The sequence below is a fragment of the Maricaulis salignorans genome (genome assembly GCF_900103475.1).
Taxonomy (GTDB): Bacteria; Pseudomonadota; Alphaproteobacteria; order Caulobacterales; family Maricaulaceae; genus Maricaulis; species Maricaulis salignorans.
Genome location: NZ_FNHG01000001.1, coordinates 1 through 23,111, shown reverse-complemented (window position 1 = coordinate 23,111; position 23,111 = coordinate 1). Strand labels below are relative to the sequence as shown.

The 23,111-nt window shown below is 62.8% G+C and carries 30 protein-coding genes; 24 read left to right on the top strand and 6 right to left on the bottom strand.

The genetic code is table 11. The annotated features are described in order from the left end of the window. Positions 1 to 74: 74 nt before the first annotated feature. Positions 75 to 248, top strand: coding sequence for a hypothetical protein (locus tag BLT42_RS15050; RefSeq protein ID WP_176780174.1), 174 nt, complete (start codon positions 75 to 77; stop codon positions 246 to 248). A gap of 31 nt (positions 249 to 279) precedes the next feature. Here BLT42_RS15050 and BLT42_RS00140 read toward each other — a convergent pair whose 3' ends face one another. Further along, positions 280 to 2,175, bottom strand: coding sequence for a cation:proton antiporter (locus tag BLT42_RS00140; RefSeq protein WP_091764965.1), 1,896 nt, complete (start codon positions 2,173 to 2,175; stop codon positions 280 to 282). Between the two features lie 69 nt (positions 2,176 to 2,244). Here BLT42_RS00140 and BLT42_RS00135 point away from each other — a divergent pair, with 69 nt between their 5' ends. Continuing rightward, a complete protein-coding gene (locus BLT42_RS00135) occupies positions 2,245 to 2,502 on the top strand; it encodes a hypothetical protein (protein ID WP_143023975.1) in 258 nt (85 codons plus the stop codon). On the opposite strand, the gene BLT42_RS00130 is transcribed toward BLT42_RS00135, so the two are convergent. Continuing rightward, positions 2,499 to 3,041 carry a hypothetical protein gene (locus BLT42_RS00130; protein WP_233342222.1) on the bottom strand — a complete coding sequence of 181 codons (543 nt, stop codon included), beginning with the start codon at positions 3,039 to 3,041 and terminating at the stop codon, positions 2,499 to 2,501. The genes BLT42_RS00135 and BLT42_RS00130 overlap by 4 nt on opposite strands. A 62-nt stretch (positions 3,042 to 3,103) precedes the next feature. On the opposite strand from BLT42_RS00130, the gene BLT42_RS00125 reads away from it, so the two are divergent. Next, on the top strand, positions 3,104 to 4,096 hold the full coding sequence (locus BLT42_RS00125) for a glycerophosphodiester phosphodiesterase family protein (RefSeq protein WP_091764961.1): 993 nt from the start codon (positions 3,104 to 3,106) through the stop codon (positions 4,094 to 4,096). A gap of 95 nt (positions 4,097 to 4,191) precedes the next feature. Here BLT42_RS00125 and BLT42_RS00120 read toward each other — a convergent pair whose 3' ends face one another. After that, on the bottom strand, positions 4,192 to 4,407 hold the full coding sequence (locus tag BLT42_RS00120; protein ID WP_091765808.1) for a cold-shock protein: 216 nt from the start codon (positions 4,405 to 4,407) through the stop codon (positions 4,192 to 4,194). A gap of 331 nt (positions 4,408 to 4,738) precedes the next feature. Here BLT42_RS00120 and BLT42_RS00115 point away from each other — a divergent pair, with 331 nt between their 5' ends. The 8 genes from BLT42_RS00115 to BLT42_RS00080 all read left to right on the top strand — a co-directional run bounded on the left by BLT42_RS00115 (position 4,739) and on the right by BLT42_RS00080 (position 10,067). Continuing rightward, the gene (locus tag BLT42_RS00115; protein WP_091764959.1) at positions 4,739 to 5,035 is read left to right on the top strand and encodes a hypothetical protein; all 297 of its coding nucleotides are present in this window, start codon (positions 4,739 to 4,741) and stop codon (positions 5,033 to 5,035) included. Between the two features lie 106 nt (positions 5,036 to 5,141). Then, positions 5,142 to 6,164, top strand: coding sequence for an aspartate-semialdehyde dehydrogenase (locus BLT42_RS00110; protein ID WP_091764957.1), 1,023 nt, complete (start codon positions 5,142 to 5,144; stop codon positions 6,162 to 6,164). Between the two features lie 173 nt (positions 6,165 to 6,337). Beyond that, positions 6,338 to 7,240, top strand: coding sequence for an EamA family transporter RarD (rarD, locus tag BLT42_RS00105; protein ID WP_091764956.1), 903 nt, complete (start codon positions 6,338 to 6,340; stop codon positions 7,238 to 7,240). 33 nt (positions 7,241 to 7,273) lie between these two features. Next, positions 7,274 to 8,233, top strand: coding sequence for an alpha/beta fold hydrolase (locus BLT42_RS00100; protein ID WP_091764954.1), 960 nt, complete (start codon positions 7,274 to 7,276; stop codon positions 8,231 to 8,233). 132 nt (positions 8,234 to 8,365) lie between these two features. After that, entirely contained in the window at positions 8,366 to 8,515 is a 150-nt protein-coding gene (locus BLT42_RS15045; protein ID WP_176780172.1) for a hypothetical protein, read from the top strand. Between the two features lie 37 nt (positions 8,516 to 8,552). Next, positions 8,553 to 8,963, top strand: coding sequence for a hypothetical protein (locus tag BLT42_RS00090; protein ID WP_091764951.1), 411 nt, complete (start codon positions 8,553 to 8,555; stop codon positions 8,961 to 8,963). A 115-nt stretch (positions 8,964 to 9,078) separates the two neighbouring features. Next, a complete protein-coding gene (locus tag BLT42_RS00085; protein WP_143023973.1) occupies positions 9,079 to 9,522 on the top strand; it encodes a hypothetical protein in 444 nt (147 codons plus the stop codon). Positions 9,523 to 9,656: 134 nt separating this feature from the next. Next, positions 9,657 to 10,067 carry a hypothetical protein gene (locus BLT42_RS00080; protein ID WP_143023972.1) on the top strand — a complete coding sequence of 137 codons (411 nt, stop codon included), beginning with the start codon at positions 9,657 to 9,659 and terminating at the stop codon, positions 10,065 to 10,067. Here BLT42_RS00080 and BLT42_RS00075 read toward each other — a convergent pair. Together BLT42_RS00075 and BLT42_RS00070 are read right to left on the bottom strand one after the other, a co-directional pair. Then, positions 10,062 to 11,198: a serine hydrolase domain-containing protein gene (locus BLT42_RS00075; protein ID WP_176780171.1), complete on the bottom strand. Its 1,137-nt coding sequence runs from the start codon at positions 11,196 to 11,198 to the stop codon at positions 10,062 to 10,064. The genes BLT42_RS00080 and BLT42_RS00075 overlap by 6 nt on opposite strands. A 51-nt stretch (positions 11,199 to 11,249) precedes the next feature. Further along, positions 11,250 to 12,101 carry a PfkB family carbohydrate kinase gene (locus BLT42_RS00070; protein WP_176780170.1) on the bottom strand — a complete coding sequence of 284 codons (852 nt, stop codon included), beginning with the start codon at positions 12,099 to 12,101 and terminating at the stop codon, positions 11,250 to 11,252. 49 nt (positions 12,102 to 12,150) lie between these two features. Between BLT42_RS00070 and BLT42_RS00065 the strand changes: the two genes are divergently transcribed. From BLT42_RS00065 to BLT42_RS00055, 3 genes are all read left to right on the top strand, one after another. Further along, positions 12,151 to 12,999: an HpcH/HpaI aldolase/citrate lyase family protein gene (locus tag BLT42_RS00065; protein ID WP_091764944.1), complete on the top strand. Its 849-nt coding sequence runs from the start codon at positions 12,151 to 12,153 to the stop codon at positions 12,997 to 12,999. An 87-nt stretch (positions 13,000 to 13,086) separates the two neighbouring features. Further along, on the top strand, positions 13,087 to 13,440 hold the full coding sequence (gene arsC / locus BLT42_RS00060) for an arsenate reductase (glutaredoxin) (protein ID WP_091764943.1): 354 nt from the start codon (positions 13,087 to 13,089) through the stop codon (positions 13,438 to 13,440). Positions 13,441 to 13,569: 129 nt separating this feature from the next. Then, the gene (locus tag BLT42_RS00055; RefSeq protein ID WP_091764941.1) at positions 13,570 to 13,926 is read left to right on the top strand and encodes a DNA-binding transcriptional response regulator; all 357 of its coding nucleotides are present in this window, start codon (positions 13,570 to 13,572) and stop codon (positions 13,924 to 13,926) included. Positions 13,927 to 13,940: 14 nt separating this feature from the next. Here BLT42_RS00055 and BLT42_RS00050 read toward each other — a convergent pair whose 3' ends face one another. Beyond that, a complete protein-coding gene (locus tag BLT42_RS00050) occupies positions 13,941 to 14,843 on the bottom strand; it encodes a hydrogen peroxide-inducible genes activator (RefSeq protein WP_091764939.1) in 903 nt (300 codons plus the stop codon). Between the two features lie 123 nt (positions 14,844 to 14,966). On the opposite strand from BLT42_RS00050, the gene BLT42_RS00045 reads away from it, so the two are divergent. The 10 genes from BLT42_RS00045 to rimM all read left to right on the top strand — a co-directional run bounded on the left by BLT42_RS00045 (position 14,967) and on the right by rimM (position 22,458). Then, complete coding sequence (locus BLT42_RS00045; protein ID WP_091764937.1) at positions 14,967 to 15,512, top strand: peroxiredoxin; 546 nt, start codon at positions 14,967 to 14,969, stop codon at positions 15,510 to 15,512. 135 nt (positions 15,513 to 15,647) lie between these two features. Further along, positions 15,648 to 16,175, top strand: a complete 528-nt coding sequence (locus BLT42_RS00040) for a carboxymuconolactone decarboxylase family protein (RefSeq protein WP_091765805.1) — start codon at positions 15,648 to 15,650, stop codon at positions 16,173 to 16,175. Between the two features lie 134 nt (positions 16,176 to 16,309). Continuing rightward, positions 16,310 to 16,606, top strand: a complete 297-nt coding sequence (locus BLT42_RS00035) for a hypothetical protein (RefSeq protein ID WP_143023971.1) — start codon at positions 16,310 to 16,312, stop codon at positions 16,604 to 16,606. Between the two features lie 151 nt (positions 16,607 to 16,757). Continuing rightward, complete coding sequence (locus BLT42_RS00030) at positions 16,758 to 18,032, top strand: dicarboxylate/amino acid:cation symporter (protein ID WP_091764934.1); 1,275 nt, start codon at positions 16,758 to 16,760, stop codon at positions 18,030 to 18,032. Between the two features lie 19 nt (positions 18,033 to 18,051). Beyond that, complete coding sequence (locus tag BLT42_RS00025; RefSeq protein ID WP_091764933.1) at positions 18,052 to 18,663, top strand: hypothetical protein; 612 nt, start codon at positions 18,052 to 18,054, stop codon at positions 18,661 to 18,663. 95 nt (positions 18,664 to 18,758) lie between these two features. Next, positions 18,759 to 19,103: a hypothetical protein gene (locus tag BLT42_RS00020; RefSeq protein WP_233342221.1), complete on the top strand. Its 345-nt coding sequence runs from the start codon at positions 18,759 to 18,761 to the stop codon at positions 19,101 to 19,103. Between the two features lie 259 nt (positions 19,104 to 19,362). Continuing rightward, entirely contained in the window at positions 19,363 to 19,521 is a 159-nt protein-coding gene (locus BLT42_RS14905; protein ID WP_233342220.1) for a hypothetical protein, read from the top strand. A 235-nt stretch (positions 19,522 to 19,756) separates the two neighbouring features. Then, the gene (gene ffh / locus BLT42_RS00015; protein WP_091764932.1) at positions 19,757 to 21,283 is read left to right on the top strand and encodes a signal recognition particle protein; all 1,527 of its coding nucleotides are present in this window, start codon (positions 19,757 to 19,759) and stop codon (positions 21,281 to 21,283) included. A gap of 42 nt (positions 21,284 to 21,325) precedes the next feature. Then, positions 21,326 to 21,811: a 30S ribosomal protein S16 gene (rpsP, locus tag BLT42_RS15310; RefSeq protein ID WP_091764930.1), complete on the top strand. Its 486-nt coding sequence runs from the start codon at positions 21,326 to 21,328 to the stop codon at positions 21,809 to 21,811. Between the two features lie 95 nt (positions 21,812 to 21,906). Continuing rightward, positions 21,907 to 22,458, top strand: coding sequence for a ribosome maturation factor RimM (gene rimM / locus BLT42_RS00005; protein ID WP_091764929.1), 552 nt, complete (start codon positions 21,907 to 21,909; stop codon positions 22,456 to 22,458). Positions 22,459 to 23,111 lie beyond the last annotated feature (653 nt).

Below are 23,111 nucleotides of genomic sequence, written 5' to 3'. Positions count from 1 at the left end.
CCGATGAAGAACAGCGCTTGCAGACTTGCTACAAAAGCCTTCGCACGCCAACATGGCCACAAAGGGGATTTGTCATGTCTATCAAGCGTTCCATTGCCATTCTGGCCCTGATCCTGGGCTCGCTGAGCCTGTCCGGCTGTATCGGCCTGTATGAGGGCACCGATTCGGTTTGCCCTGGCGGCAACCCGAATGCCGATAACTGGCCCTATTGCGGACCCGCCCAGCCCGGCGGATCGCAGCCGCGCTAGGCTAGCCGGCCAGCCCAGCTGTCAGGATTGATCAGGCGCTCTCGGCACCGGGTTCCGCGTCAGCCGTGACGTCAGCCGCCGGGGCCGCCGCTGCGGTCTTGCGGGCAAAGCGGATCAGGACCGTGCCGGCAGCGTCCGGCATTTTGGTATTGTCCCCGAGCAGGGCGACACGGCCATTGGGCCGCCGGGCGAGGATAAAATCGGCCTCATCGCCTGCATCCTCCAGGCATTGCTCGAGCGAATACTCGTCGGTCAGACGTGTCGCCTTGAAGCGCCAGCCACCCCACCAGTCGCGCGCCAGCCCGTCATAGCCACGGCCACGTCGGATCAGGGTCCGGCCCCGCGCCGTATAGGCAATCGCGCGCGGGTCCTCATCGGACTTGGCTGAGTCAACCGGCTCGTCGAAACCGGAGAGCTGGAAGACATGGCTACGCCCCAGCTCCGGCGCGTATTCGATACAGACCAGGGCGTTATAGGCGTCGTTCGGTGTCACAGCGAGCAGGCTGGCAAAGCGCGAAGGCTCCAGCCGCCAGTCGGCCGTTTCCGACAGGACTTCGCCATAATAGATATCATGCCCGGCCAGCCGCGCGGCCCGCAGACGGCGCCAGCTGGTATCGGCAATGGTGACCGGCACTTCGGCTTTTTTCAGCGCATCGGCGAGGCCCAGACTCCAGGGATTGGCCCCGACGATCAGCAAGCGGTCCGGTCCGCTTTCCGACAGGCCGAGCCAGCGCGCCAGTGGTGCGACCGCGAAGCCGCAACCAAACACACTGGCAAAGACGGCAACAAAAACGAGTGGTGCGAGCACGGCCGCGTCCTCGCGCCCGCCCTGCAACAGGCTGACGGAGAGGTGACCAGCAGTGGCCGCGGCGACAACACCGCGCGGACCGATCAGACCGATAAAGCCCACCTCGGGAAGGCTCAGGCCCGACCCCAGCGTGGACAGGAAGACGGCGACCGGGCGCACGACCAGGATAATGGCCGCGACGGCGGCGAAATGCTGCCAGCCCAGTGAAGTCAGCGCGGCCGGTGTCAGGGAGGCGGCGAGAACCACGAAGACGCTGGCGACGAGGATGGAGGCGATACCTTCCTTGAAGCGGCGCATTTCCTCGATCGAGGCGAGGCGTGAATTGGCCACGACGAGACCGAAAATCGTCACTGCGACCAGTCCGGTCTCGGATGCGAGCGTGTCGGCGACAGCGTAGCAGACCAGCACGGCGGCCAGTACCAGGGGCGCCTTCATCGGCTCGGGCACCCAGCCACGCCGGAATGCGTGGGACAGGGCGATGCCGGAGGCAAAGCCGAGCACCGCGCCGATGGCGATGCCAAGCGACAGCGCCAGCGCGACCGACCCCCAGCTCAAACCCAGCTGGGACTGATGAATGACCTCGAACACGAAGACGGCGGCGAGGGCGCCAATCGGATCGTTGACGATGCCTTCCCATTTCAGCACCGAGGCAATGCGCGATGGCAATTTGGCCTGCCGCAAGAGCGGCAGCACGACTGTTGGTCCGGTGATCGTCAGCAGGGCGCCGATCATCGCCGACAAATCCCAGGCCAGACCGCCAATATAGTGGAGGGCGAGCGTCGCCAGGCCCCAGCCGAGCGGGAAGGCCAGGATCACCATCCGGCGGACGGCGGTCGATGCGTCGCGCAATTCGCGGAAATTGAGCGTTATGCCGCCTTCAAACAGGATAATCGCCACGGCCAGGGCAATCATTGGCCGCAGATAATCGCCGAAGCTTTCATCCGGTGTCAGCAGGGGATGGCCCAATGCCAGCGCGGCAATCGGGCCGAGCAATAGCCCTGCCCCCATCATCAGGACGATCGAGGGCCAGCGCAGGCGCCAGGCGAGCCATTGGGCCGCGACACCTGAACCGGTGATGATCGCGATGGTCAGGGGAAGGTCAGAAGCAGCTTCTATCATGAGGCATCTGATAACGCGTTTCGGACACGACGTCGCCTGCCAGGCGCGCTGAAACGCAGGGAGGTGAAAATGGAGAGCTTGCCCTTCGAGGCCCAGACAGCCCTGGTCTCATTTGCCGCCGCGGTCCTGATCGGCGGCCCCGTTGCACTGATCGGCGCCGGACGCGTCCTGACCATCGCCCGGCTGGCGACCCGTTTCGCGCTCAAGCGCCAGCTGACCACCATGTTCGGCCTCAGCCTGCTGGGCTATGCCGGCGCTGCCGCCGGCGGGCTGATCGGGCTTCCCGCAGCGGATCCGGCCAGCCTCCTTGCCAGCCTGTCGCACTAACGAACCGGATCGGCGGCATCCTCGGTCTCGTGCAGAAACTCGAAACCGATGGCGCGATCGCCATAATCCCCGTTTTCGTAAAGATCGGCCTGCTGCGAGAACCAGACCGTCAAATGTTCGAACAGGATACTGAACAACCGGCTCAGCTGCTCCTCGCGGACCGGGAGTTCGAGGGCGAAGGTGGTGCCATTCTCGATCTCAATCTGCATTTCCGGGCCCTTCTTGGTGCAGGTCAGCACTATGCGCAGCCAGTCGCCCGTGCGCGAAACCCGTACGGCAAGACCGAAACTGATCGGTCCGAGGGGCAGGAAACCGGTCCCCGAAACCGAAAACGCCCCGCTCTGATAAGGCTGCGGCGCCCACTCGCCCTTGGGCGGAACCAGATAGACGCAGACTGGTGCACCGCCTGAAAGATAGCGGCAGAAGCCCGATGAAACGCTTTCGGCGACATTTCTGATCTGGGCATAATTATCAAGGCTGAAGCGGCCATAGCGTTCGGCGGCATCAGCCATGGTGTCAAAGGGCTTCGGTTCGGTCATTTCGCTCTCCCGCATTCAGTCCAGGCAAGCTAGTGTGTTGCGGTGGAAAACGGGAGAGGCGAATGCGGTACTCAATCTGGGCCCTGGCGATTTCAGCCGGATTGGCGGCCTGCGCGGCGCCCGATACCCCCGGCACCCATGTCTGGCAGACGCTTTCGGGAGAACCACCCCTGGTGATCGCCCATCGCGGCGCCAATGGTGAATTGCCCGAACACACGATCGAGGCCTACACGCTGGCGATCGAACAGGGTGCCGATATTATCGAGCCCGATCTCGTCCTGACCTCGGACGGCGTGTTTGTGGTGCGCCATGACCGCTATCTCGCCGACAGTACCGATGTCGCCGACCATCCGGAATTCGCCGATCGCCGGCGCGTTGAGGGCGGGCGGGATGACTGGTGGGTGGATGATTTCACCCTCGCCGAGATCCGCACCCTGCGGGCGCGCCAGGTGCGCCCCGGCCGACCGACGGAGTTTGACGGCCTGTACCTGATCCCGACCTTCGAGGAAGTGCTCGATCTGGCCGCAGCGCACGGCGTCGCCACCGAGCCGGAGGTGAAATCACCGTCGCAATTCATCGCCGCCGGGCTCGACCCGCTGCCGGAACTGGTGCGCATTCTGCGCTTGCGCGGGCTCGACACGGCCGATGCGTCCATCGCCGTCCAGTGTTTCGAGCCCGATTTCCTGGCCCGGCTGAATGGCGAGATCGACACGCCGCTCCTGATGCTGGTCTTCCAGATGCAGGAGCTGGAGCCGGATCTTGATCCGCTCATCCCGACAGTGGCGCTGGAGGACATGATCGCCTTCGCCGATGGTGTCGGGCCGTACAAGGCTTTGCTGGTTGATGGCGAGGGCAATGATACCGGCTTCATCGCCCGCGCACACGCGCTCGGCCTGCCGGTCCATCCCTGGACATTCCGCGATGATGATCCGGTCGGTGACGGCGCCGATATCGAGACGGAGTTGCGCCGGATCTATGATCTGGGCGCTGATGCGGTGTTTACCGATTTCCCGGCGACCGCTGTGCGGGTTCGCGATGCGATGGCGACCGAATAGGCCGACAGCCGCCTCGATATCCGGAATGCAGATATGAAAATGGCGCGGGAGCCAAGCTCCCGCGCCACAGAATCTTGCGATCCTTTTTTCAGACCTTAGTCAGCGAACTGGAGGTTCACTGCCTTAGGGCCTTTGCCGCGGCGATCCGGCTCGGTGTCGAAAGCGACTTTTTGACCATCGCTGAGACCCGGCAGACCTGACGCTTGAACGGCAGAGATGTGCACGAAGACGTCATTGCCGCCTTCATCAGGAGTAATAAAACCAAAGCCTTTGCTTTGATTGAAGAATTTGACCGTACCTGTGGCCATGATGGGGAACCTTCCCTGTATGCATGCTCCGCGTCCGGGCACAATCCATATTGTACACACCAGCGTCCCGGTGTGGGTGTTACGGACGTGAAGTCGGGGAAGGCTGAAGTCGAATGGTCCGATGAACGAGGCACCGGATAGGCGATCAGTATTCCGTCCGGCCTATGTGGCCGCCCGTTAGAAGGGGTTATACGCACACGTCCACCCATAAATCAAATGAATCCGGTGTGGTCATTTCAAGGCGGCTCGTCATAATCATGTTCGCGCGGCGTCCCGCGCGGCTGGACGCTGTGGTTTCGACGCCGCAAACGGATACCCACTCCGGAGCCTGCTCATGACACGCCGCCGTTTCCTCGACCGCACCCACCGCAATCGCACCCGCCGCGATGAGGGTAGCCAGGGCTATAATCCCGCAGGCATGATCCGCCTGGCCGGCTTCGGCGCCGCGCTCGTGATCGCCGGCGGCGTCTATGTCGGCTTTGTCCGGCAGGGCGAGACGATTTATGACGGCCGCTGGGGCGTGCTGCAGCGGTTGATCACGCCACTCTTCTTCGGCGTCAATGCGCTGGAATTGCTGTCCGTAGTCATTGTCGGCTTCGTCGCCTGGCGGATCTGGCTGCGGATGCGCTAGGCGCGGCGGGCCTGAACCCTGATTGCGCCCTAGCCACAAGGCGATCCCGGGTCTATGTCCCTGAAGATCGGCATGGATCAATCTGGGCACGAAAAAGGACGACATCATGGGTGTACGGGTAGCGGTATTCGGTGCGACGGGCGCAGTCGGCAAGGAAATGCTGACCATTCTGGAAGAGCGGCTGTTTCCGGCCGACGCCATTCATGTCCTCGCCAGCCGCAAATCCATGGGCAAGGAAGTCTCCTATGGCGACCGCGTCCTGAAATGCGTCAATGTCGACACGTTTGATTTCTCGACCGTCGATCTCGTCCTGATGTCCGCCGGCGGCGACGTCTCGAAGGAATGGACACCGAAAATCACCAAGGCCGGCGCCATTGTCGTCGATAATTCCTCCGCCTGGCGGATGGACCCGGACGTGCCGCTCGTGGTGCCGGAAGTGAATCCCGAAGCGCTCGCCGGGGTCACGAAGAAGCGTATCGTCGCCAATCCGAACTGTTCGACCATCCAGCTGATGGTGGCGCTCAAGCCGCTGCATGACCGCGCCAAGATCCTGCGCGTCAATTGCGCGACCTATCAGTCGGTCTCCGGTGCCGGCCAGGCCGGAATGGACGAGTTGTGGACCCAGACCAAGGGCATTTTCGTCAATGACCATGCCGACCCGGTCGCCTTCACCAAGCAGATCGCCTTCAATGTCATCCCGCATATCGACAACTTCATGGAGGATGGTTCCACCAGGGAAGAGTGGAAAATGGTGATGGAGACCAAGAAGATCCTCGATCCCAAGATCAAACTGTTCGCGACCTGCGCCCGCGTACCGGTCTTCGTCGGCCATTCCATCGCTGCCCATATCGAGCTGGAAAACCCGCTCAGCGCCAAGGAAGCGCGCGCCCTGCTGCGCGAGAGCCCCGGCCTGATGGTGATCGACAAGCATGAGGATGGTGGCTACATGACGCCGGTCGAATCCGTCGGCGAATTCGCCACTTTCGTCAGCCGCATCCGCGAAGACCCGACGGTTGAAAACGGCCTCGCCTTGTGGATCGTCGCCGACAATCTGCGCAAGGGGGCCGCCCTCAATGCGGTGCAGATCGCCGAAGGCCTGAATAATCGCGGCCTGCTGAAGCGGGGCTAGACTCCGGCTTCTGTAAAACCACTCCCTGCCCGCCCGCGCCTGCCATGGCCTGCCGGACGGCGCAGGGCGATGGCTGCGGCGCATCTGCATAGCTGGCAACCGCATGAATCGGGTCGCCAGGGTCAGACGAACTGCCTATGTGCGTCTCTCACCCAGGCAGGAAAGCCGACCCGATGACCGAACGCCACTCCAACGAGATCCGCCGATCCCTGTTTGCCGGCCTGGCCGGCTATGTGATCTGGGGCTTCGCGCCGCTCTATTTTCAGATGGTCGATTTCGCCGGGGCGCTGGAAATCGTCGCGCACCGGGTGGTCTGGTCACTGCCGATGCTGTTCGCGGCCCTGTGGTTTGCCGGCAAATTGCGCCCGGCCTTCGCTGCGCTGAGGGACAAGCGCGTCATGCTGATCCTGCTGGCGACCTCGGCCCTGATCTCGGTCAACTGGCTGGTCTTCGTCTATGCGGTCAATAATGGCCAGGTGCTGCAGGCCTCGCTGGGCTATTACATCAATCCGCTGATGAGCGTTGCCGTGGGTGTGATCGTGCTGCGCGAACCGCTCGGCCCCTGGCGCATCACGGCCATCGTGCTGGCGACACTGGGTGTGCTCAACCAGATCATCGCGGTCGGTGAAGTCCCGTGGATCTCGCTGACCCTGGCCCTCTCATTCACCGGCTATGGATATTTGCGCAAGATCGTCACCGTGGATGGCCGGATCGGCCTGTTCTGGGAGACAGCCTTCATCACGCCCTTCGCGCTGGGCGCCCTGATCTGGATGCAAAGCCAGGGCGCCGGTCACTTCCTGCAGGGTCCGATGGAAGCCGCGCTTTTGATCCTGGCCGGACTGATCACCATCGTGCCGCTGCTGCTCTATATTATCGGCGCCCGCGGCCTGCGGCTCTCGACCATGGGCCTGCTGCAATTCACCGCGCCCAGCCTGCAATTCGCCATCGGTGTGCTGCGCGGAGAGACTTTCACCTCCGCCCACCTGCTGACCTTCGGCCTGATTTGGGCGGGGGTGGCAGCTTTCGCCTGGAGCCAGTTGCGGCGCGACCGGGCCGCTGTGGCGACAAAGGTCTGAGGCTTCGCTAGTCTGGCCCAAAATGGAGGCTTCATGAGCGATTTCCCCGCGCCGACCCGCATCAAGACCAATGGTATCGAGCTTTCCGTGCATCTGGCCGGACCGGAAGACGGCCAGCCGCTTCTGCTGCTGCATGGCTGGCCGGAACTGGCCTATTCCTGGAAAAACCAGATCCCGGCTCTGGCGGGCGCCGGTTATCGCGTGATCGCGCCGGATCTGCGCGGTTTTGGTGGCTCGGACTGCCCGGAAGGCGCGGAACACTATGATGTCGACACGCTGATGGCCGACTTCACCGGCCTGCTCGATGCGCTCGGGCATGAAACGGCGGTCTTTGTCGGCCATGACTGGGGCGGCATTCTCGTCTGGCATGCGGCGATGCTGATACCGGAGCGGGTCGCCGGCGTGATTGGGGTCAACACACCACATCTGCCGCGCGGGGCCGAAGCGCCGACGCATTATTTCCGCGAGATTAGCGGCGAGGATCACTACATCCTGCGTTTCCAGGAACCCGGTTATGCGGAAAGCCGGTTTGAGGGCCGCGAGGATGATTTCTTCGCCTTCATCTTCGGCAAGCCGCCGACGGCCGAGCAGTTCGAGGCGCTCTATCCGGAGATTACCCATATCCCGCGTCTGTTCGAGCAATTCACCGGACGCGATGAGGATCGCATTGTGGTCTCCCCAGCGGACCGCAAAGTCTATGCCGACGCCTATCGCAAGACCGGGTTCGGACCGGGGATGAATCTCTACCGCAATTTCGACGCCAACTGGCAACGCATGGGCGGGGTCGACCACCGGCTGTCCATGCCGTGCAAGCTGGTCGCGGCCGAGTGTGACTTCATGCTGCCACCCAAGCTCGCCGCCTGGATGCCGGCCCTGTGCAAGGATGTCGATATCGACATTCTCGAGTCCTGTGGTCACTGGACGATGTGGGAGCAGCCCGACATGCTCAATGCCCATCTGCTGGAATGGCTGACACGGCGCTTCCCGGCCTGATCGTGGATTGCGTTGTTCGACCAATAATTGCATAATGTGAGATAACATGGGCAAGGCGCATAGGCTGACCCGCTGCCAATCGAAGTCCCAGCCGTGCACCACTGCAGCATCATCCAGCCGAACGATCAGAATATGATCAAACACCTGATGGCGAGCGGGATCGAGGACATGATTTTCGTCCGGGTGGAAGCTGCGATCGCAAGCTTCGCCCGAACCGGCGGCCACCGAGCATCGGCGGACGGGCCGAATGGAGCCGATGCAAGCAACATGAGCTGGGCTTAGATATCCCGGGAATCAAGCGGTTCAGAAGGGGGCGTGATTGGAATACACGGTGGAAGTCCGACCTGAAAGTAGCTGCGCCATCCTGACGCTGGATGGGCCCTTCATCCTCGATAGCGTCGTGACGGCCTATTCCAGAATCGTCACACACCCCGATTGGCAATCGAATTTCGACATGATCGTAGCAATTAGTCCGCACTCGGACTTTTACGACACCGACCTCGCCAAGCTGCAATCCTTGCGGGACGTGGCGCGTACGATGAATGCGCAGCACCGCACCGGCCCCAATCTGCGCACCGCCCTCGTCTGCAGTGATGACCTCAAACGTGTGATCATCGACCTCTGGCTGGCTCTGGTCGACAATGACTGGCCGATCGAGTTTGGTGTTTTCACCTCGGTCAACGAGGCCCTGGCCTGGCTCGCCAAAACGGCCGACACGCCGGAAGCCTGAGGTGGGGCGCAGCGCCCATCGCACACGCGCCGCCGCAACGGCATTATTCACGCTCGCGCTCATCCTGATATCAACGGTATCTGGGGCCCAGGCGCAAGACGAGCCGAACATCTGGGTGACTGCCTGCGACATTTCCGATCCGCAAGCGCTGACATCCGAGCAAGCCGCCTGCGTCGCGGCACTGACCGCGTCCTTTATCGGCGAAGACCGGACATTTCTCGACCTGCCACCGGTCGAGACCCCAAACCTTGTTGGAGGCGGACACGGATGTCACGGACGCAATATCGAGCCATCCTGGCCAATAGATGAGGCTGGCAATATCATCGCCCTGAACGTCGCGCGGGCGATTGTCGAAGTGTCATATACAGCGCGCCAGGACGGGTCAGTCGCCAGGGCCGACGCGCAATTGATCGAACCGGAAGCAACCGGCTTTCCCGATGGGCCGGCATTCCTGGCCGCCGCCGTCTGGGCGGTGGAGCGATGGCGTTTGTGCGAGAACGACGAGGTCACACACGGAGTGGCCCAGTTTATTTTCCGGATGGACGAATCCGCGCCCTGATCACATGGCCACCCTCGCCTCGGGCGCAAGTGACTCGCACGGGAGCTGACGTCGGGAAGGACTCGCGAATGCCCCGCTGCAGCGCGTCCGGGAAAAAGTTGCCTTAAGCAATCAATCATTGGATGGTGGCACTCATGGCTCCGAAAACCTGTGACATTCTCGTCGACCCCGCCAAGCAGATCGCCCTGATCGACGTCTTTGGCGCCGCGACCATTCCCTGCCTCATGCAGGCGTTTGGCGAACTCGGCGATCACGCAGACTGGGACCCGGGCTTCGATATCATGATCCTGATCGGCGATGCCCCCGGTCTGGAGTCATTCACGCTGGCGACGATGGAGGAATTGCAGGCCTTCATGCGGCCCTGGAACCAGGCCAATCGTACCGGCGCACGGCCGCGCACGGCCTTCGTCTGCCCGGACGACCTCAAACGGGTTATCGCAGAGCTCTGGGCGGCCATGAATAGCCCCGATCACTGGCCGGTCGAGATTGGCGTTTTCGTGACCCGCAGGCAGGCGGCAAGCTGGCTGGCGCAAGCGCCGCTATAGACAGCCGTACAAGGCCTCGATCAGGCGCGTCGGGCGTGGATCGCCGGCGAGATGGTGCTGTTGCCGGTTCATGACATAGGCGGCGCTCATCCCGCGTACCGGGTCAGCCATGGCGCAGGATCCGCCCCAGCCGGAATGGCCGATCGAGGCCGGTTCCGGACCATAGAATGGGGTATGGGTGTTGCGCATCACGCCAGCCCCCCAGGACAGGTCGAAGGGCAAAACCTTGTCCGGCCCGCAGACTCGCTCGCGCACCAGCGCCTCCAGCGTCTCGCCGGAAATGAAGCGCTTGTTCTCCAGCTTGCCGCCATCGGCATAGACACTCATCAAGCGCACCAAGGCGCGCGCATTGGCATGCGCATTGGCGGCGGGGAATTCATGCATGCGCCATTCCGATGCGCCGCGGCGGCCCGGGGAGGACCAGGGCTTGAGAAAAGCCAGTTCGCGCGCCGGCGTGACCACGCCCAGGTCGGGCAATTGCCGCGGCATGGCGTGTTCGGCGACGCGGCCATGTTCGCTTTCCGGCAGGCCGATATGGAAATCAATCCCGCCCGGCCCGCAAATATCCTCGCGCAGGATGGCGCCAATCGAGCGCCCGTCAGTGCGCCGCGCCAGGGCGTCGACGATGAAGCCAAAGGTGACCGGATGATAGCCCGAGCCGGTGCCGATTTCCCACAGCGGGGTCTGGCGGGCGAGCTTGGTCTCGATCAGCTTGGCATTGAACCAGTCCGCCGCATCCATTTCTTCCGACAGGCCCGACAGGCCCGCCTGGTGTGACAGCGCCTGGGCAACAGTGATGGAAGATTTTCCACTGGCAGCGAATTCCGGCCAGAAATCAGCGACCGGCGCGTCGTAATCAAGCAGGCCGCGATCGACCAGGCGCGCAATCACCAGCGCGGCGACGGCCTTGCCGGTTGAATAGACCGGCACCAGCGTATCGGCCTGCCAGGCGCGGGTTTTCTTGCGATCGGCCCAGCCGGCATGGATATCGACCACCAGCTCACCGCCGAGGCGCACCGCAAAACCGGCGCCCAGCTCATCCTGGTCGGCCCAATTGGCCAGAAAAGCTTCGGCGACCGGTTCGAAACCGGGGGCGATATGGCCCGTTATCTCTGGAAATGTGTCGGTCATGATGGCTTTCGGGCTAACGTGTTCCGGGTCTGGCAGGCAAGCGGCCTGCCCCTATATGGGCTGCGCCTGGAAGGTGATCAGCGGTTTTTGCAACACACTCGCCGCCGCCACCACCGGCATTTCCGGGCTATTCCACTGATTGGCCCGCATCACCACGCTGACCGTGGCGGCGGTCGCGAATTCCAGGGCTTCGCGGGCACTGGCCCCGCGCAGCATGGACGTCGCAAAGGCGGCGGTCAGCAGATCGCCCGTGCCTTTCGGGGCGTCCGGGCTGCGATCATGGGTCACGATCCAGGCCTCACGGGAATCGACATACATAACGCCGATCTGGCCATGCCGGGGCAGGGAGGACACCAGGACCGGCCGCTCCAGCGCGCGCGCCGCCCGCACCATGGAGGCCAGGTCGGTCAGGCTGCGTCCCGTCAGATAGCCCAGTTCAAACAGATTGGGCGTGACCAGATCGGCGCGGCTGACCAGCTGGTCCCGGATCGCGGCGGCGACGGACGGATCGACATACAGCCCGCCGGGGGCGTCACCGAGGACCGGATCGACCACGACCGACACATGATCGGCGAAGGCGCGGGCACCGTCATGCTGGCGCCCGGCGCGCCGCACGCGGTCAATCGTGTCAGCAGCGATGGACACCTGGCCGGCATCGCCGAAATAGCCTGTCAGCACGATATCAGTGAGCGAGAACATGCCCTGTTCGCCAATGGCATCGATCATCGAGCTGAAGGCTTCAGCTTCGGTCTTGCCGCCGCCGGGCGGGCCCCAGCCGGGATGACGGCCATAATTCACGGTCGGCACCAGCATGGTGTCGATCCCGAACAGGTTGAACACCGCCCGGGACATGCTGCCACCCACCATGGAGGCGGCAACATGGCTGGAAAGAAGGAGGGCCATCGGCATGGCTCCATGCTATATCCCTTTCCCAGACATTCGAAAGTCCGAGATGAAGCGCCTGATCCGATCCGCCCTGTTTGTTCCCGCCAATAATGCGCGCGCAATCGAAAAGGCGGCGCATCTGGGCGCCGATATGCTGGTCCTCGATCTGGAGGATGCCGTCGGCCCTGACGACAAGGACGCAGCCCGCGAGATCATCGCCGGGACGCTCTCACTCTGGCAATCGTCCGGGTCGCTGCGCGCCGTGCGGGTCAATGGCGCCGACACCGCCTGGGGCGCGGCCGACCTGCGTGCGGCCAGCCAGGCCGAAGCGGTCATCCTGCCCAAGGTCGAACAGGTCGGTGATCTGCATGCGGCGCGCTCGACACTCAACGCCTATGGTTCGTCCGTGCCGCTCTGGGCGATGATCGAGACACCGCGCGGTGTGCTCCAGTCCGCCGCCATTGCCGGCGCAACCGGTACCGGACTTGGCGGGCTGATGGCCGGCGTCAACGATTTGGCGCTGGCGCTGCGCTGTGCGTCCGACCAGGACCGAATGGCGCTGCTGCCGCACCTGGCCCAAATCCTGTGCGCCGCCCGCGCCAATGGCCTGTACGCGCTGGACGGCGTCTACAACCAGTTCCGCGATCATGAGGGTTTCCGGCGCGAAGCCCGTCAAGGCCGCGCGCTTGGCTTTGACGGCAAGACACTGATCCACCCCGACCAGGTCGAGCCCACCCATGACTGCTTTCAGCCCGACCCGGCCGAGCTTGAACGGGCGGCCCGGATTGTCGCGGCCTTCACCGACCCGGCCAATGCCGGCAAGGGCGTGATCAATCTCGATGGCGATATGGTCGAACGCCTGCATCTCGATGCGGCGCGCGCCCTGCTCTCGGCGGGCAGCGGCAACGACCCTTGAGATTATAGCAAACGCAACCAATTGCAGGTTTGGACTTTTACAAATGAGGCCGGAACGGCTTTCATTGGCGGAACTGAGGAAATTCATATGACCGATTCGACGACCATCTGGCACAATCCGCGGTGCTCCAAATCCCGCCAGACACTGGCACTGCTTGAAGCCCGCGGCGGCACACTGACCATCCGTAATTACATGGAAGACAAGCCAAGCGTGGCAGAGCTGAAGGAGGTGATGAAAATGCTCGGCTTCACCTCGGCCCATGAATGGCTGCGCAAGAATGAGCCCGACTATCGCGATCTCAGCCTCAAGGCGAGTGAGGACGAAGCCGCTATCATCAAGGCGATGTCGACCCACCCCAAACTGATCGAGCGCCCGGTCGTGATCCACGGCAAGCGCGCGATGATCGGTCGTCCGCCGGAACAGGTTCTCGAACTCTTCTAGGCATTAACGCGGCGCCGAAGCGCCACAGACCGGTCCGGCGCCGCGTTAACGCTATAATTTATGCATTGCCTGAGCGGGCAAGGCTGACCAGTACACGCTCTCCACCAGTCCAATGGGTCCGGAGAGATCATGCGTATTGCCGTCGTCGATGATGACCCGATTGAACTCATGCTGTTGCGTGAGCTATCGACCAGCTTCGACGACACGCTCCAGTTCGAGGGCCATACCACGGTACGCGATTTCATCGAATCGAGCCCTCAACAATATGATCTGGTGTTTCTCGACCGTCGGATCCCGCCCCATGACGAGTATCGCGAAACCCTGCCCATGCTCGCCTCGGCGGGATATGAGGGGCGTGTGGTGCTGATGACGGCGCACGATTCCGGCATCAAGAAGGGCGATTATCGTTTCGAGCTCGTCGGCCCGGTCAACAAGCTCGATCTGCTTCAACCCACCACTTTGCAGGCGATCATCCACAACGCCTGAAGCTGACCGCGCGCCTATTGCGGCGGCGTCAACAGTCCCTGAATCACCTCGCCCAGCTGGCGCGCTTCCTCGGCCCGGGCCGAGCCGCGGCGCCAGGCAATGCCGATCTCGCGTCCCACCACGGGCGGATCGAAGGGCCGCACCGTCAGATCCAGCCGATCCACCAGACCCGCCGCAACGGCCATGCGCGGCAATAACGTGGCGCCAAGCCCGGCTTTAACCATCTGCACCAGCGTGTGCAGGCTGGTGGCGGCGAAGTCAGAGCGCACCATGCCGGCCGAGCAGGCCGCCAGCGCATGATCGCGCAGGCAATGCCCGTCCTCGAGCAGGAGCAGGGGTTCGCCGGCCAGGTCAGAGGATTTCAGGCTCGGTTTTTGCGCCAGAGGATGCGCGGGCTCACAGCAGAACAGGAATTCATCGGCCCCGAGCACATGGGTCTCGATCATCGGCGCCTCGAAGGGTAGCGCCACCAGCGCCGCATCGAGCCGGCGCTCGAGCAGGGCATCGTAAAGGCGCTGGGTCAGATCTTCACGCAGATAGAGTTTGAGCTTGGGAAATTGCTCCCGCACCGTTGGCAGGACGCGGGGCAGGAGGAAGGGGGCGATGGTCGGGATGACGCCAAGCCTGAGCGGCCCGCACAGGGGCTCGCCCGCGGCCTGGGCCGCAATCACCAGATCCTCGGCCTCGGTCATCACCCGGCGCGCCCGTGTCAGAGCCGCCTCGCCGGCCGGTGTCAGTGTGGCGCCGCGCGCGCCGCGTTCCACCAGCACCACCCCCAGAATCGCCTCGAGCTCCTTGATCGCCGCGCTCAGCGTCGGCTGGGTGACGAACACCGCGTCGGCAGCACGTGAAAAACTGCCGTGCTCGGCGAGGGCCAGCAGGAATTGAAGTTGGCGCAAGGTGGGAAGCTGGGACATGTATTGAAATTACCTATGGATCAGCAAGAGATAATCCATTGGGCTTATGTCTGCGTCAAGGGCATTAGGACCGGGCTATCTGACGCCGGCGCTTATGACCGGCGGAAACAATTGGAGATTTACATGTTGGGCATTGGCGAAAAACTTCCGGATTTCGAAATCACTGGCGTGAAGCCCGGTTTCAACGCGCATGAAGAAAACGGCGAGTCGGCCTTTGAGAGCATCACCCAGGAGAGCTTTGCCGGTAAGTGGAAAGTGATCTTCTTCTACCCCAAGGATTTCACCTTCGTCTGCCCGACCGAAATCGTCGCCTTTGCCAAACTCAATGGCGATTTCGAAGATCGCGACGCCGTGCTGATGGGCGGTTCCTCCGACAATGAATTCTGCAAGCTGGCCTGGCGCCGCGAGCATCCTGATCTCGACAAGCTGCCGATGTGGCAGTTTGCCGACACGACCGGGTCCCTGATCGATTCGCTCGGCATCCGCTCGGACGCCGGTGTCGCCTATCGCGCCACCTTTGTGGTCGATCCGGACAATGTCATCCAGCACGTCTATGTCACCAATCTCAATGTTGGCCGCAATCCGGAAGACACGCTGCGTGTTCTCGACGCGTTGCAGACCGACGAGCTTTGCCCGTGCAACCGTCCCGTCGGCGGCGACACGCTTTAATCTGACACTCAGGCAGCGCCTCTTCCCCCCGGAGCGCCGCCTGTGAAACCCCGGTCTCGTCACACCGAGCGGCGAGACCGGGGTTTTTTCAGACCCCGTCTTTGCAATTAAGACTTATTCGCTTTGGAGATCATGATGAGCCTCGAAGACCTCAAGAACGCCTTGCCCGATTACGCCAAGGATCTGAAACTCAACCTCTCCTCACTCGCCCGCGAAACCGATCTCGACGATCAGAAGAAGTGGGGCAGCTTCCTCGCGACGGCCTATGCCGTCGGTGAGCCGACCGTCCTGCGCGCGATCCGCGCCGAGGTCGAAGGCAAGATGGACCCGGACGCAGCCAATGCCGCCAAGGCGGCCGCTGCGATCATGGGGATGAATAATGTGTATTACCGCTTCATCCACCTGTCCAAGAACAAGGAATACGGCACCTTGCCCGCGCGCCTGCGGATGAACCTGCTGGCCAATCCGGGCGTCGACAAGGCCGATTTCGAACTGTGGTCGCTGGCCGTCTCCGCCGTGAATGGTTGCGGTCTGTGCATCGACAGCCATGAGGCGGAACTGCGCAAGCACGGTCTGACGAGTGTGCAGATCCAGGCGGCCGTCCGCATTGCTGCTGTGGTTAATGCTGTGGCCCAGGTTTTGGCTGCGGAAAGTGCCGTTTAGGCATTTTTAACACCTTCGCCACAATTCGATATACTGTAGAAAACTCACGAAAACCCCCGGCAGCAGTACGCTTTTTGTGAGTTTTCCACAGGCCTTGCAATTCCCTATAAGCTCCGTATAATGAGCTTATGTCCATGATTGATCATACCCTCGACCACCTGCCCAAACGTACCAATCCGGAAAGCCATGCGCTCCGGGGGGGCCGGACGTGGTTTTCCAATCGGACGATTTCGCGTGCGCGGCATTTCGCTGACCTGTCCTGGACCTGCCTTTGCGTCCCGCTGGCTGTCTCCGTGGCACTGGTGGCAAGCGGGCAAGTCCTGCTGAGCGGCGACCTCGCTGCACTGGCCAATCTGCTGGGCGGTATCGGGCTGATCTATTCGGCCCACCGTATCCTGTCGAAACTGACACTCGGCTTCGAGCGCAACTGATCGGCCGCTGAGCGCGCCCGCCAGCGTGCCGCGCATCCCGGCTCCAGCCGCCCCGTCTACCTCAGACAATTGACCGATCCGTCACAGACACTAGTGTGCGATCAAGGAAAGTCCGGCGACGTCTGCTGACGCGCCACGGGGAGGGTATTTCATGGGCTGGTGGTTCGGGATCAAACTCTGGCAGCGTGTTCTGCTTGCTCTGTTCGCGGGCGTCGCCTTCGGACTGGCGGCGTCGCAACTCATGGGGCAGGAATCCGCCACCCAGTGGATCTCCACCTGGGTTCACCCGGTCGGCACCGCCTTCATCCGGTTGATCCAGATGCTGATCGTCCCGCTCATCTTCACCACGCTGGTCTCCGGTGTGATTGCGATGGGCAAGCCATCCAAGCTCGGCACGCTCGGGCTGAAAACGATCGGCCTCTATCTCGTCACCACCCTGTTCGCCAATATTATCGGCCTGACGTTCGGCACAATCTTCCAGCCCGGCCGCGGTGCCAATCTCGGCGATGTCGTCCCCGTACCAGTCTCGACCGATGCGCCATCCATCATCGACCGCTTGCTGGAGATCATCCCGACCAACCCGATCGCGGCGCTCGCGGACGGTAATGTCCTGGCGATCATCTTCTTCTCCATCTTCGTCGGTGTCGCCATTCTGGCGACCGGAAAATCGGGCAAGCCGGTGGGCGACCTGTTTAATTCCGCTGCCGAGGTCGTGCTGAAAATCACTCATTACGTAATGGAAGTGGCGCCCTATGGTGTTTTCGCCCTGGTCTCCTACACCGCTGCCAGCCAGGGACTGGAATCACTGCAGTCCGTTCTGATCCTGATTATCGCCGTCTATCTCGGCCTGATCACCCATGCGCTGATCACCTATGGCATCCTGATCCGGGTGGTGCTCAATCTGCCGCTGGCCCGCTTCTTCCGCGGCCTGACCGATCCGATTGCCGTCGCGTTTTCGACCGCTTCGTCCTCGGCAACACTGCCGGTCACGATCGCTGCGGCAGAAGACAATCTGGGGATCAAAAAATCGGTCGCCGGTTCGGTGCTGCCGCTCGGCGCCACCATCAATATGGACGGCACCGCGCTCTATCTCGGTATTCTGGCGCTCTTCACCGCCCAGGCCTTCGGTTATGATCTGACCTTCATGAATTACGTCATGATCGCGGTCACCGCGGCCGTCGTCTCGATCGGGGCGGCCGGCATTCCCTCGGCCTCGCTCTTCCTGCTGGCCATCGTGCTGCAGACCTTCGACGTCTCGCCCGAACATATTGCCATCATTGTCGGCTTCATCCTGCCGGTCGACCGGATCATGGACATGGCCCGCACGGCGGTGAACGTCACCGGCGATGCCGCCGTCGCCACGGCTGTCGCCAAATGGGAAGGTGAACTCGACGAGGACGTCTTCCGCGCCCCTGCCAAGGTCTGATCCACCCAAGGAACCCGCGATGATTGCCCGCTACCGCCTTGTCGAAATCGTCATCGCCGTCAGCGTCGTCATCATCTCGGTCGCCTCGCTTTTCGTGGCCGTCTATCAGAGCCGGGTCATGGATCAGACTCTGGCGGCCAGCGTCATGCCGATCATGGACTATACGACCGGCAATTTCTCCGCCGTGCACCAGGACAACCGGATAGAACTGGACGTGCGCAATAACGGGCTCGGACCCGCCCAGGTGCACTATCTGGCAATGTCCTACCAGGGCGAGCCGGTCATCGCACCTGACCGCTTTATCGCACAATGCTGCGCCCCCGAAGGCCTGACCCCGGACGAGCGCGAGCTCCATATCCGTGACCTGTTCCGGACCGGCCGTCTCAATCTGCTCACGGATGTGGTTGGCGGCCGCGTCTTCGCGCCGCAGCAGCGCGTGGTATTTGCGACCATGACCCAGCCGGAGGACCCGGAGAGCCTTGCGGTCTGGGAGGCATTCAATCGTGCACGCCACGGTCTGGAACTGGAAATCTGCTATTGCTCGGTGCTCGAGGATTGCTGGACTGCCCGCTTCCCGCAGCAGCACCGTGCTCCCGTTGACCAATGCGAGCCGCGTCATGGCGGCATCTAGCGCGCAACACGAACGGCCAGAAAAATCGACCTTCCGGTGATCCGCCCTGAAACCGGCAGCGTATCCCTTCTGCGTCCCAAGGCAGGAGAAGTCGTTTGCCCTCAATCTCGCGCCTGCTCCTGCTTGTCCCAACGCTGGTTCTGACCGCCCTGATCATCTGGGCGGTCAGGGCTGGGGATTTCGGTGCCGCCGGCGCCTGGTTGACCGGCCAGCCCTGGGGCGTCGTCACACTCACCGACCTCTATTTCGGCTTTGTCCTGAGCGCGCTGGTGATCGGCGCGACAGAACGGCGCTGGCTGCCGGCCCTGTTCTGGATCCTGCCGGTTTTCGTGCTCGGCAATGTCTGGACCGGCCTGTGGTTTGTCTGGCGCTGGCCGGAATTGCTCAGAAGGCTGCGCCCGGCCCCTGCCGATGCGACCGGGCAGGCCCGCTCGGGCTGACCCGCCCGGAACCGGCAGGCGTCCAGCGTGTCCAGGATCACGCCCCGATCGGGCCAATCGCCCTATGAAGTCGCCCGCGAGCGCGTCAATAAATGTGGCGAAAGGTCCAATTTGAACCTTTTTGGGGACAAAGTTTCAGCCAATTTGGGGCCATTATCATTCATTAACGGACTCAGGTTCGAATTCGATCAGCCGATATGTCGTGGGGACCGGTATGAGCAGGACAGCAAAACACAACGGATCATTGATCAAATCGGCCATGCTGTGGCTGACCGTCGGCGTGATGCTGGCCTCTGTTTATGGCGCCGTTCTCGCTGCCGCACCCGACCCGCGCGCCCGTAACCTGTTCGCGGATACGCCGCCGGCTCCGATGATCACCGCGAGCAATGAGTTTGTCGGCGAGAATGCCGACCGCTAGGAGGGCATGGCCCGCCTTTCCCCTCACGCAGCTTGACTCTGCGCCCGCCCGCGCGTAAATGCCGCCACTTATCACGCAAGCCTTACCGCTTGTCTTACCTGCACATCCGCCCCGGTTAACCGGGATCCGGGGGAGGCAGGCGAGATCCCCGCCCGGCGAAGTTTTCGCTCAGCGGGGTCGCGATGCTTTGCGCTTGTGGCGCGGAAATGTTGGAAACAGGCAGGATCCCGAACGCATGTTCGATACACTGACAGACAGGCTTGGCGGTATATTCGACACACTCACCGGGCGCGGCGCGCTGTCGGAGAAGGATGTCGATGCGGCCCTGCGCGAAATTCGCGTCGCCCTGCTGGAAGCCGATGTCGCCCTGCCGGTCGTTAAATCCGTCACCAAACAGATCCGCGAACGCGCCATTGGCGAGGATGTCATCCGCGCCGTCGCGCCGGGTCAGCAAGTCGTCAAGATCGTCCATGACGCCCTGGTCGACCTGCTTGGCGGTGATGGCGCCCCGGAAGGCCTCTATCTCGAGGGTGAGCCGCCGATCGCCATTCTGATGGCCGGTCTTCAGGGCTCGGGTAAAACCACGACGGCAGCCAAGCTCGCCAAGCGCATCACAGAACAGCACAAGAAGAAGGTCCTGCTCGCCTCGCTCGATACGCGTCGTCCCGCCGCGATGGAGCAATTGCAGCAGCTCGCGATCCAGATCGACGTCGCCTTCCTGCCGATCGTGCCGGGCCAGAAAGCCGTCGACATCGCCAAGCGCGCCATGAGCGCCGGCCGTCTTCAGGGCTTCGACGTCGTCATTCTCGACACCGCCGGCCGCACCTCGATCGATGAGGAGATGATGGGTGAGGCGAAAGCCATTGCCGATATCGCCCATCCGCACGAAACCCTGCTGGTCGCCGATGCGCTGACCGGCCAGGATGCCGTCAATACGGCCGCGAAATTCCATGAACGCCTGCCCCTGACGGGTCTGGTGCTGACCCGCATGGACGGTGATGGCCGCGGCGGCGCAGCGCTGTCGATGCGCCATGTCACCGGCCTGCCGATCAAATTCCTCGGCGTGTCCGAAAAGCCCGACGGTCTCGACGCCTTCGATGCCCGCCGCGTCGCCGGCCGCATTCTGGGCCGCGGCGACATCGTCTCGCTGGTCGAAAAGGCCAGCCAGGATATCGACCAGGCGCAAGCCGAACGCATGGCCAGGAAGATGGCCAAGGGCAAGTTCGACCTCGACGATCTGCGCGAACAATTCAGCCAGCTCAAGAAAATGGGCGGGCTCGGCTCGATCATGGGCATGCTGCCGGGCATGAACAAGGCGGCCAAGGCCCAGGCCGCGGCCTCGGGCATGGATGACAAGATGCTGACCCGTCAGGAAGCCATCATCCTGTCGATGACCAAGGCCGAGCGCGCCAAGCCTGAAATTCTGAAAGCCAGCCGCAAGAAACGCATCGCGGCGGGTTCCGGTGTCGATGTCGCCGACGTCAACAAGCTGATCAAGATGCACCGGCAAATGGCCGACATGATGAAAAAGGCCTCCAAGGGTGGCCGCGGCGGCCTGGCCGGCATGATGGGCGGTATGGGCGGCGGCATGCCCAAGGGCATGGGCGGCCCGATGGGCGGCCAGCAACCCTCGCTCGGCCAGATCCCGAAGGATTTTCCCGGCCTTGGATCGCCCAAACCCGCTTCGCCGTCCGGCCTGCCCGGCCTGGGCGGCACCCCGCTCGGACCCGATGGCCTGCCAATCGGCTTGCCGAAGAAATAGCCCCAAGTTTTTCACCAGACATGAACCCGAAGGACCAATGTAATGTCTCTTAAAATCCGACTGACCCGTGGTGGCACCAAGAAGCGCCCTTATTACCGTATCGTCGTTGCCGACGCCCGCGCCCCGCGCGATGGCCGTTTCATCGAACGGATCGGCTCCTACAACCCGATGCTGCCGAAAGACGCCCAGCGCGTCGTGCTCGATCTGGAAAAGGCCAAGGCCTGGATCGCCAAGGGCGCACAGCCAACCGATCGCGTTGGCCGTTTCATCCATGACGCTGATGCCAGCGCCTGGGCCTGGAAAGCCGGTTCCAACCTGAAAAAGGGTGAGCCAGGCCAGAAAGCCAAGGAACTCGCGACCGAAAAGGCCGAGAAGGAAGAAGCCCGCAAGACCGCGATCGCTGAAGCCAAGGCTGCCTCCAAGGCCGCCAAGGAAGCACCGGTTGAAGAAGCACCAGCTGAAGAAGCACCGGCTGCCGAAGCTGAAGCGCCTGCCGCTGAAGCTGCTGCCGAAGAAAAATCCGAATAGGCCTTTTGCCCGTTCGCATTGCAGACCGTCCTTCGCCTCCCCGCCCGGCCTCGTGCCGGGCGGGGCTTGGCGTGGCGGCTTGAAAGACCAGAATCATGACCGCAAAACCCGCCGCCGATCTCGTCTTTGTCGCAGCCATCGCGGCGGCGCACGGCGTTCGCGGCGAGTGCAAGGTCAAGAGTTTTACCGGCGATCCGGAAGCGGCCTTCAGCTATGGCCCCTTCCTCGACGCGGCCGGCAAGGAAATCCTGCGCGCCAAACGCTGGCGCCCGGTCAAGGATGGCTGGGTCGTTGCCTTCGAGCAGGAATTGAGCCGCGAAGACGCAGCGGCGCTGCGCGGCACCCAGCTCTTCGTCCCGCGCTCGGCCCTGCCCGAGCTAGCCGAGGAAGAATACTACCATTCCGACCTGATCGGCCTGGCTGTCCAGGGCCTCGATGGCGCAGCCATGGGCAAGCTCAAGGCCGTGCATGATTTCGGTTCCGGCGATCTGCTGGAAATCACCGGCACGCCCGGCCGCACCGGCGACTGGTATCTCCCCTTCACCCTGGCCTACGTGCCCCATATCTCGCTGAAGGACCGGCAGGTCACCATCGATCCGCCGGAAGATGTGGGTTCAAAAGCCGAGGAAGAGGGCGGCGAGGCCTGAGGCCTGCCGGGGAGGCCGCCCGGGAACGGAAGCGCGAGGCCCTCACCATCTCCGTCGCCTTCGGCGACACCTCTTCCATCAAGGAAGAGGAGGGCGTTGCGCAGGGGCTGGCAGGTGGACCTGATTTGCGTGCGTCTATTGATTCACCTCCCAACCAGATCGGGCACCCTCCTCTTCCTTGATGGAAGAGGTGGCCGCGAAGCGGCCGGAGATGGTGATGATGACGGGCGCGACAGGTGCCGGTATGGCGACCTATCCCCGCCCTCGCCAATTATCCCACGTCATCCCGACGAAAGTCAGGACCTCGACGTGACAAGCGCGGAGCCCGGTCTATCGAGGTCCTGACTGGAGTTCACCCCCGCGCAGGCGGGGGGCGGGATGACGATAAATCGTCAAACTTATCCCCGCCCCCTCAACCTGCGCGCATAATCCGCCCGTTCCGGTCGCACGGGAGGCACGAGCTCAGTCATTCGCGGCGGTCGGGAGCGTGCAGCCTGTCCGGGCAGAGGGGTGACATCCCGAGCGTTGGCAGGGCGTCCATTAAGGTCTGACGGCACTAAACGACCGACCTGAGTACCTTTCTGGATTGGAAACGGCGGTGGAGACGCCACGGGAAAACTGCACGTGCGGGACGTCTCGAATGTCACGCTACT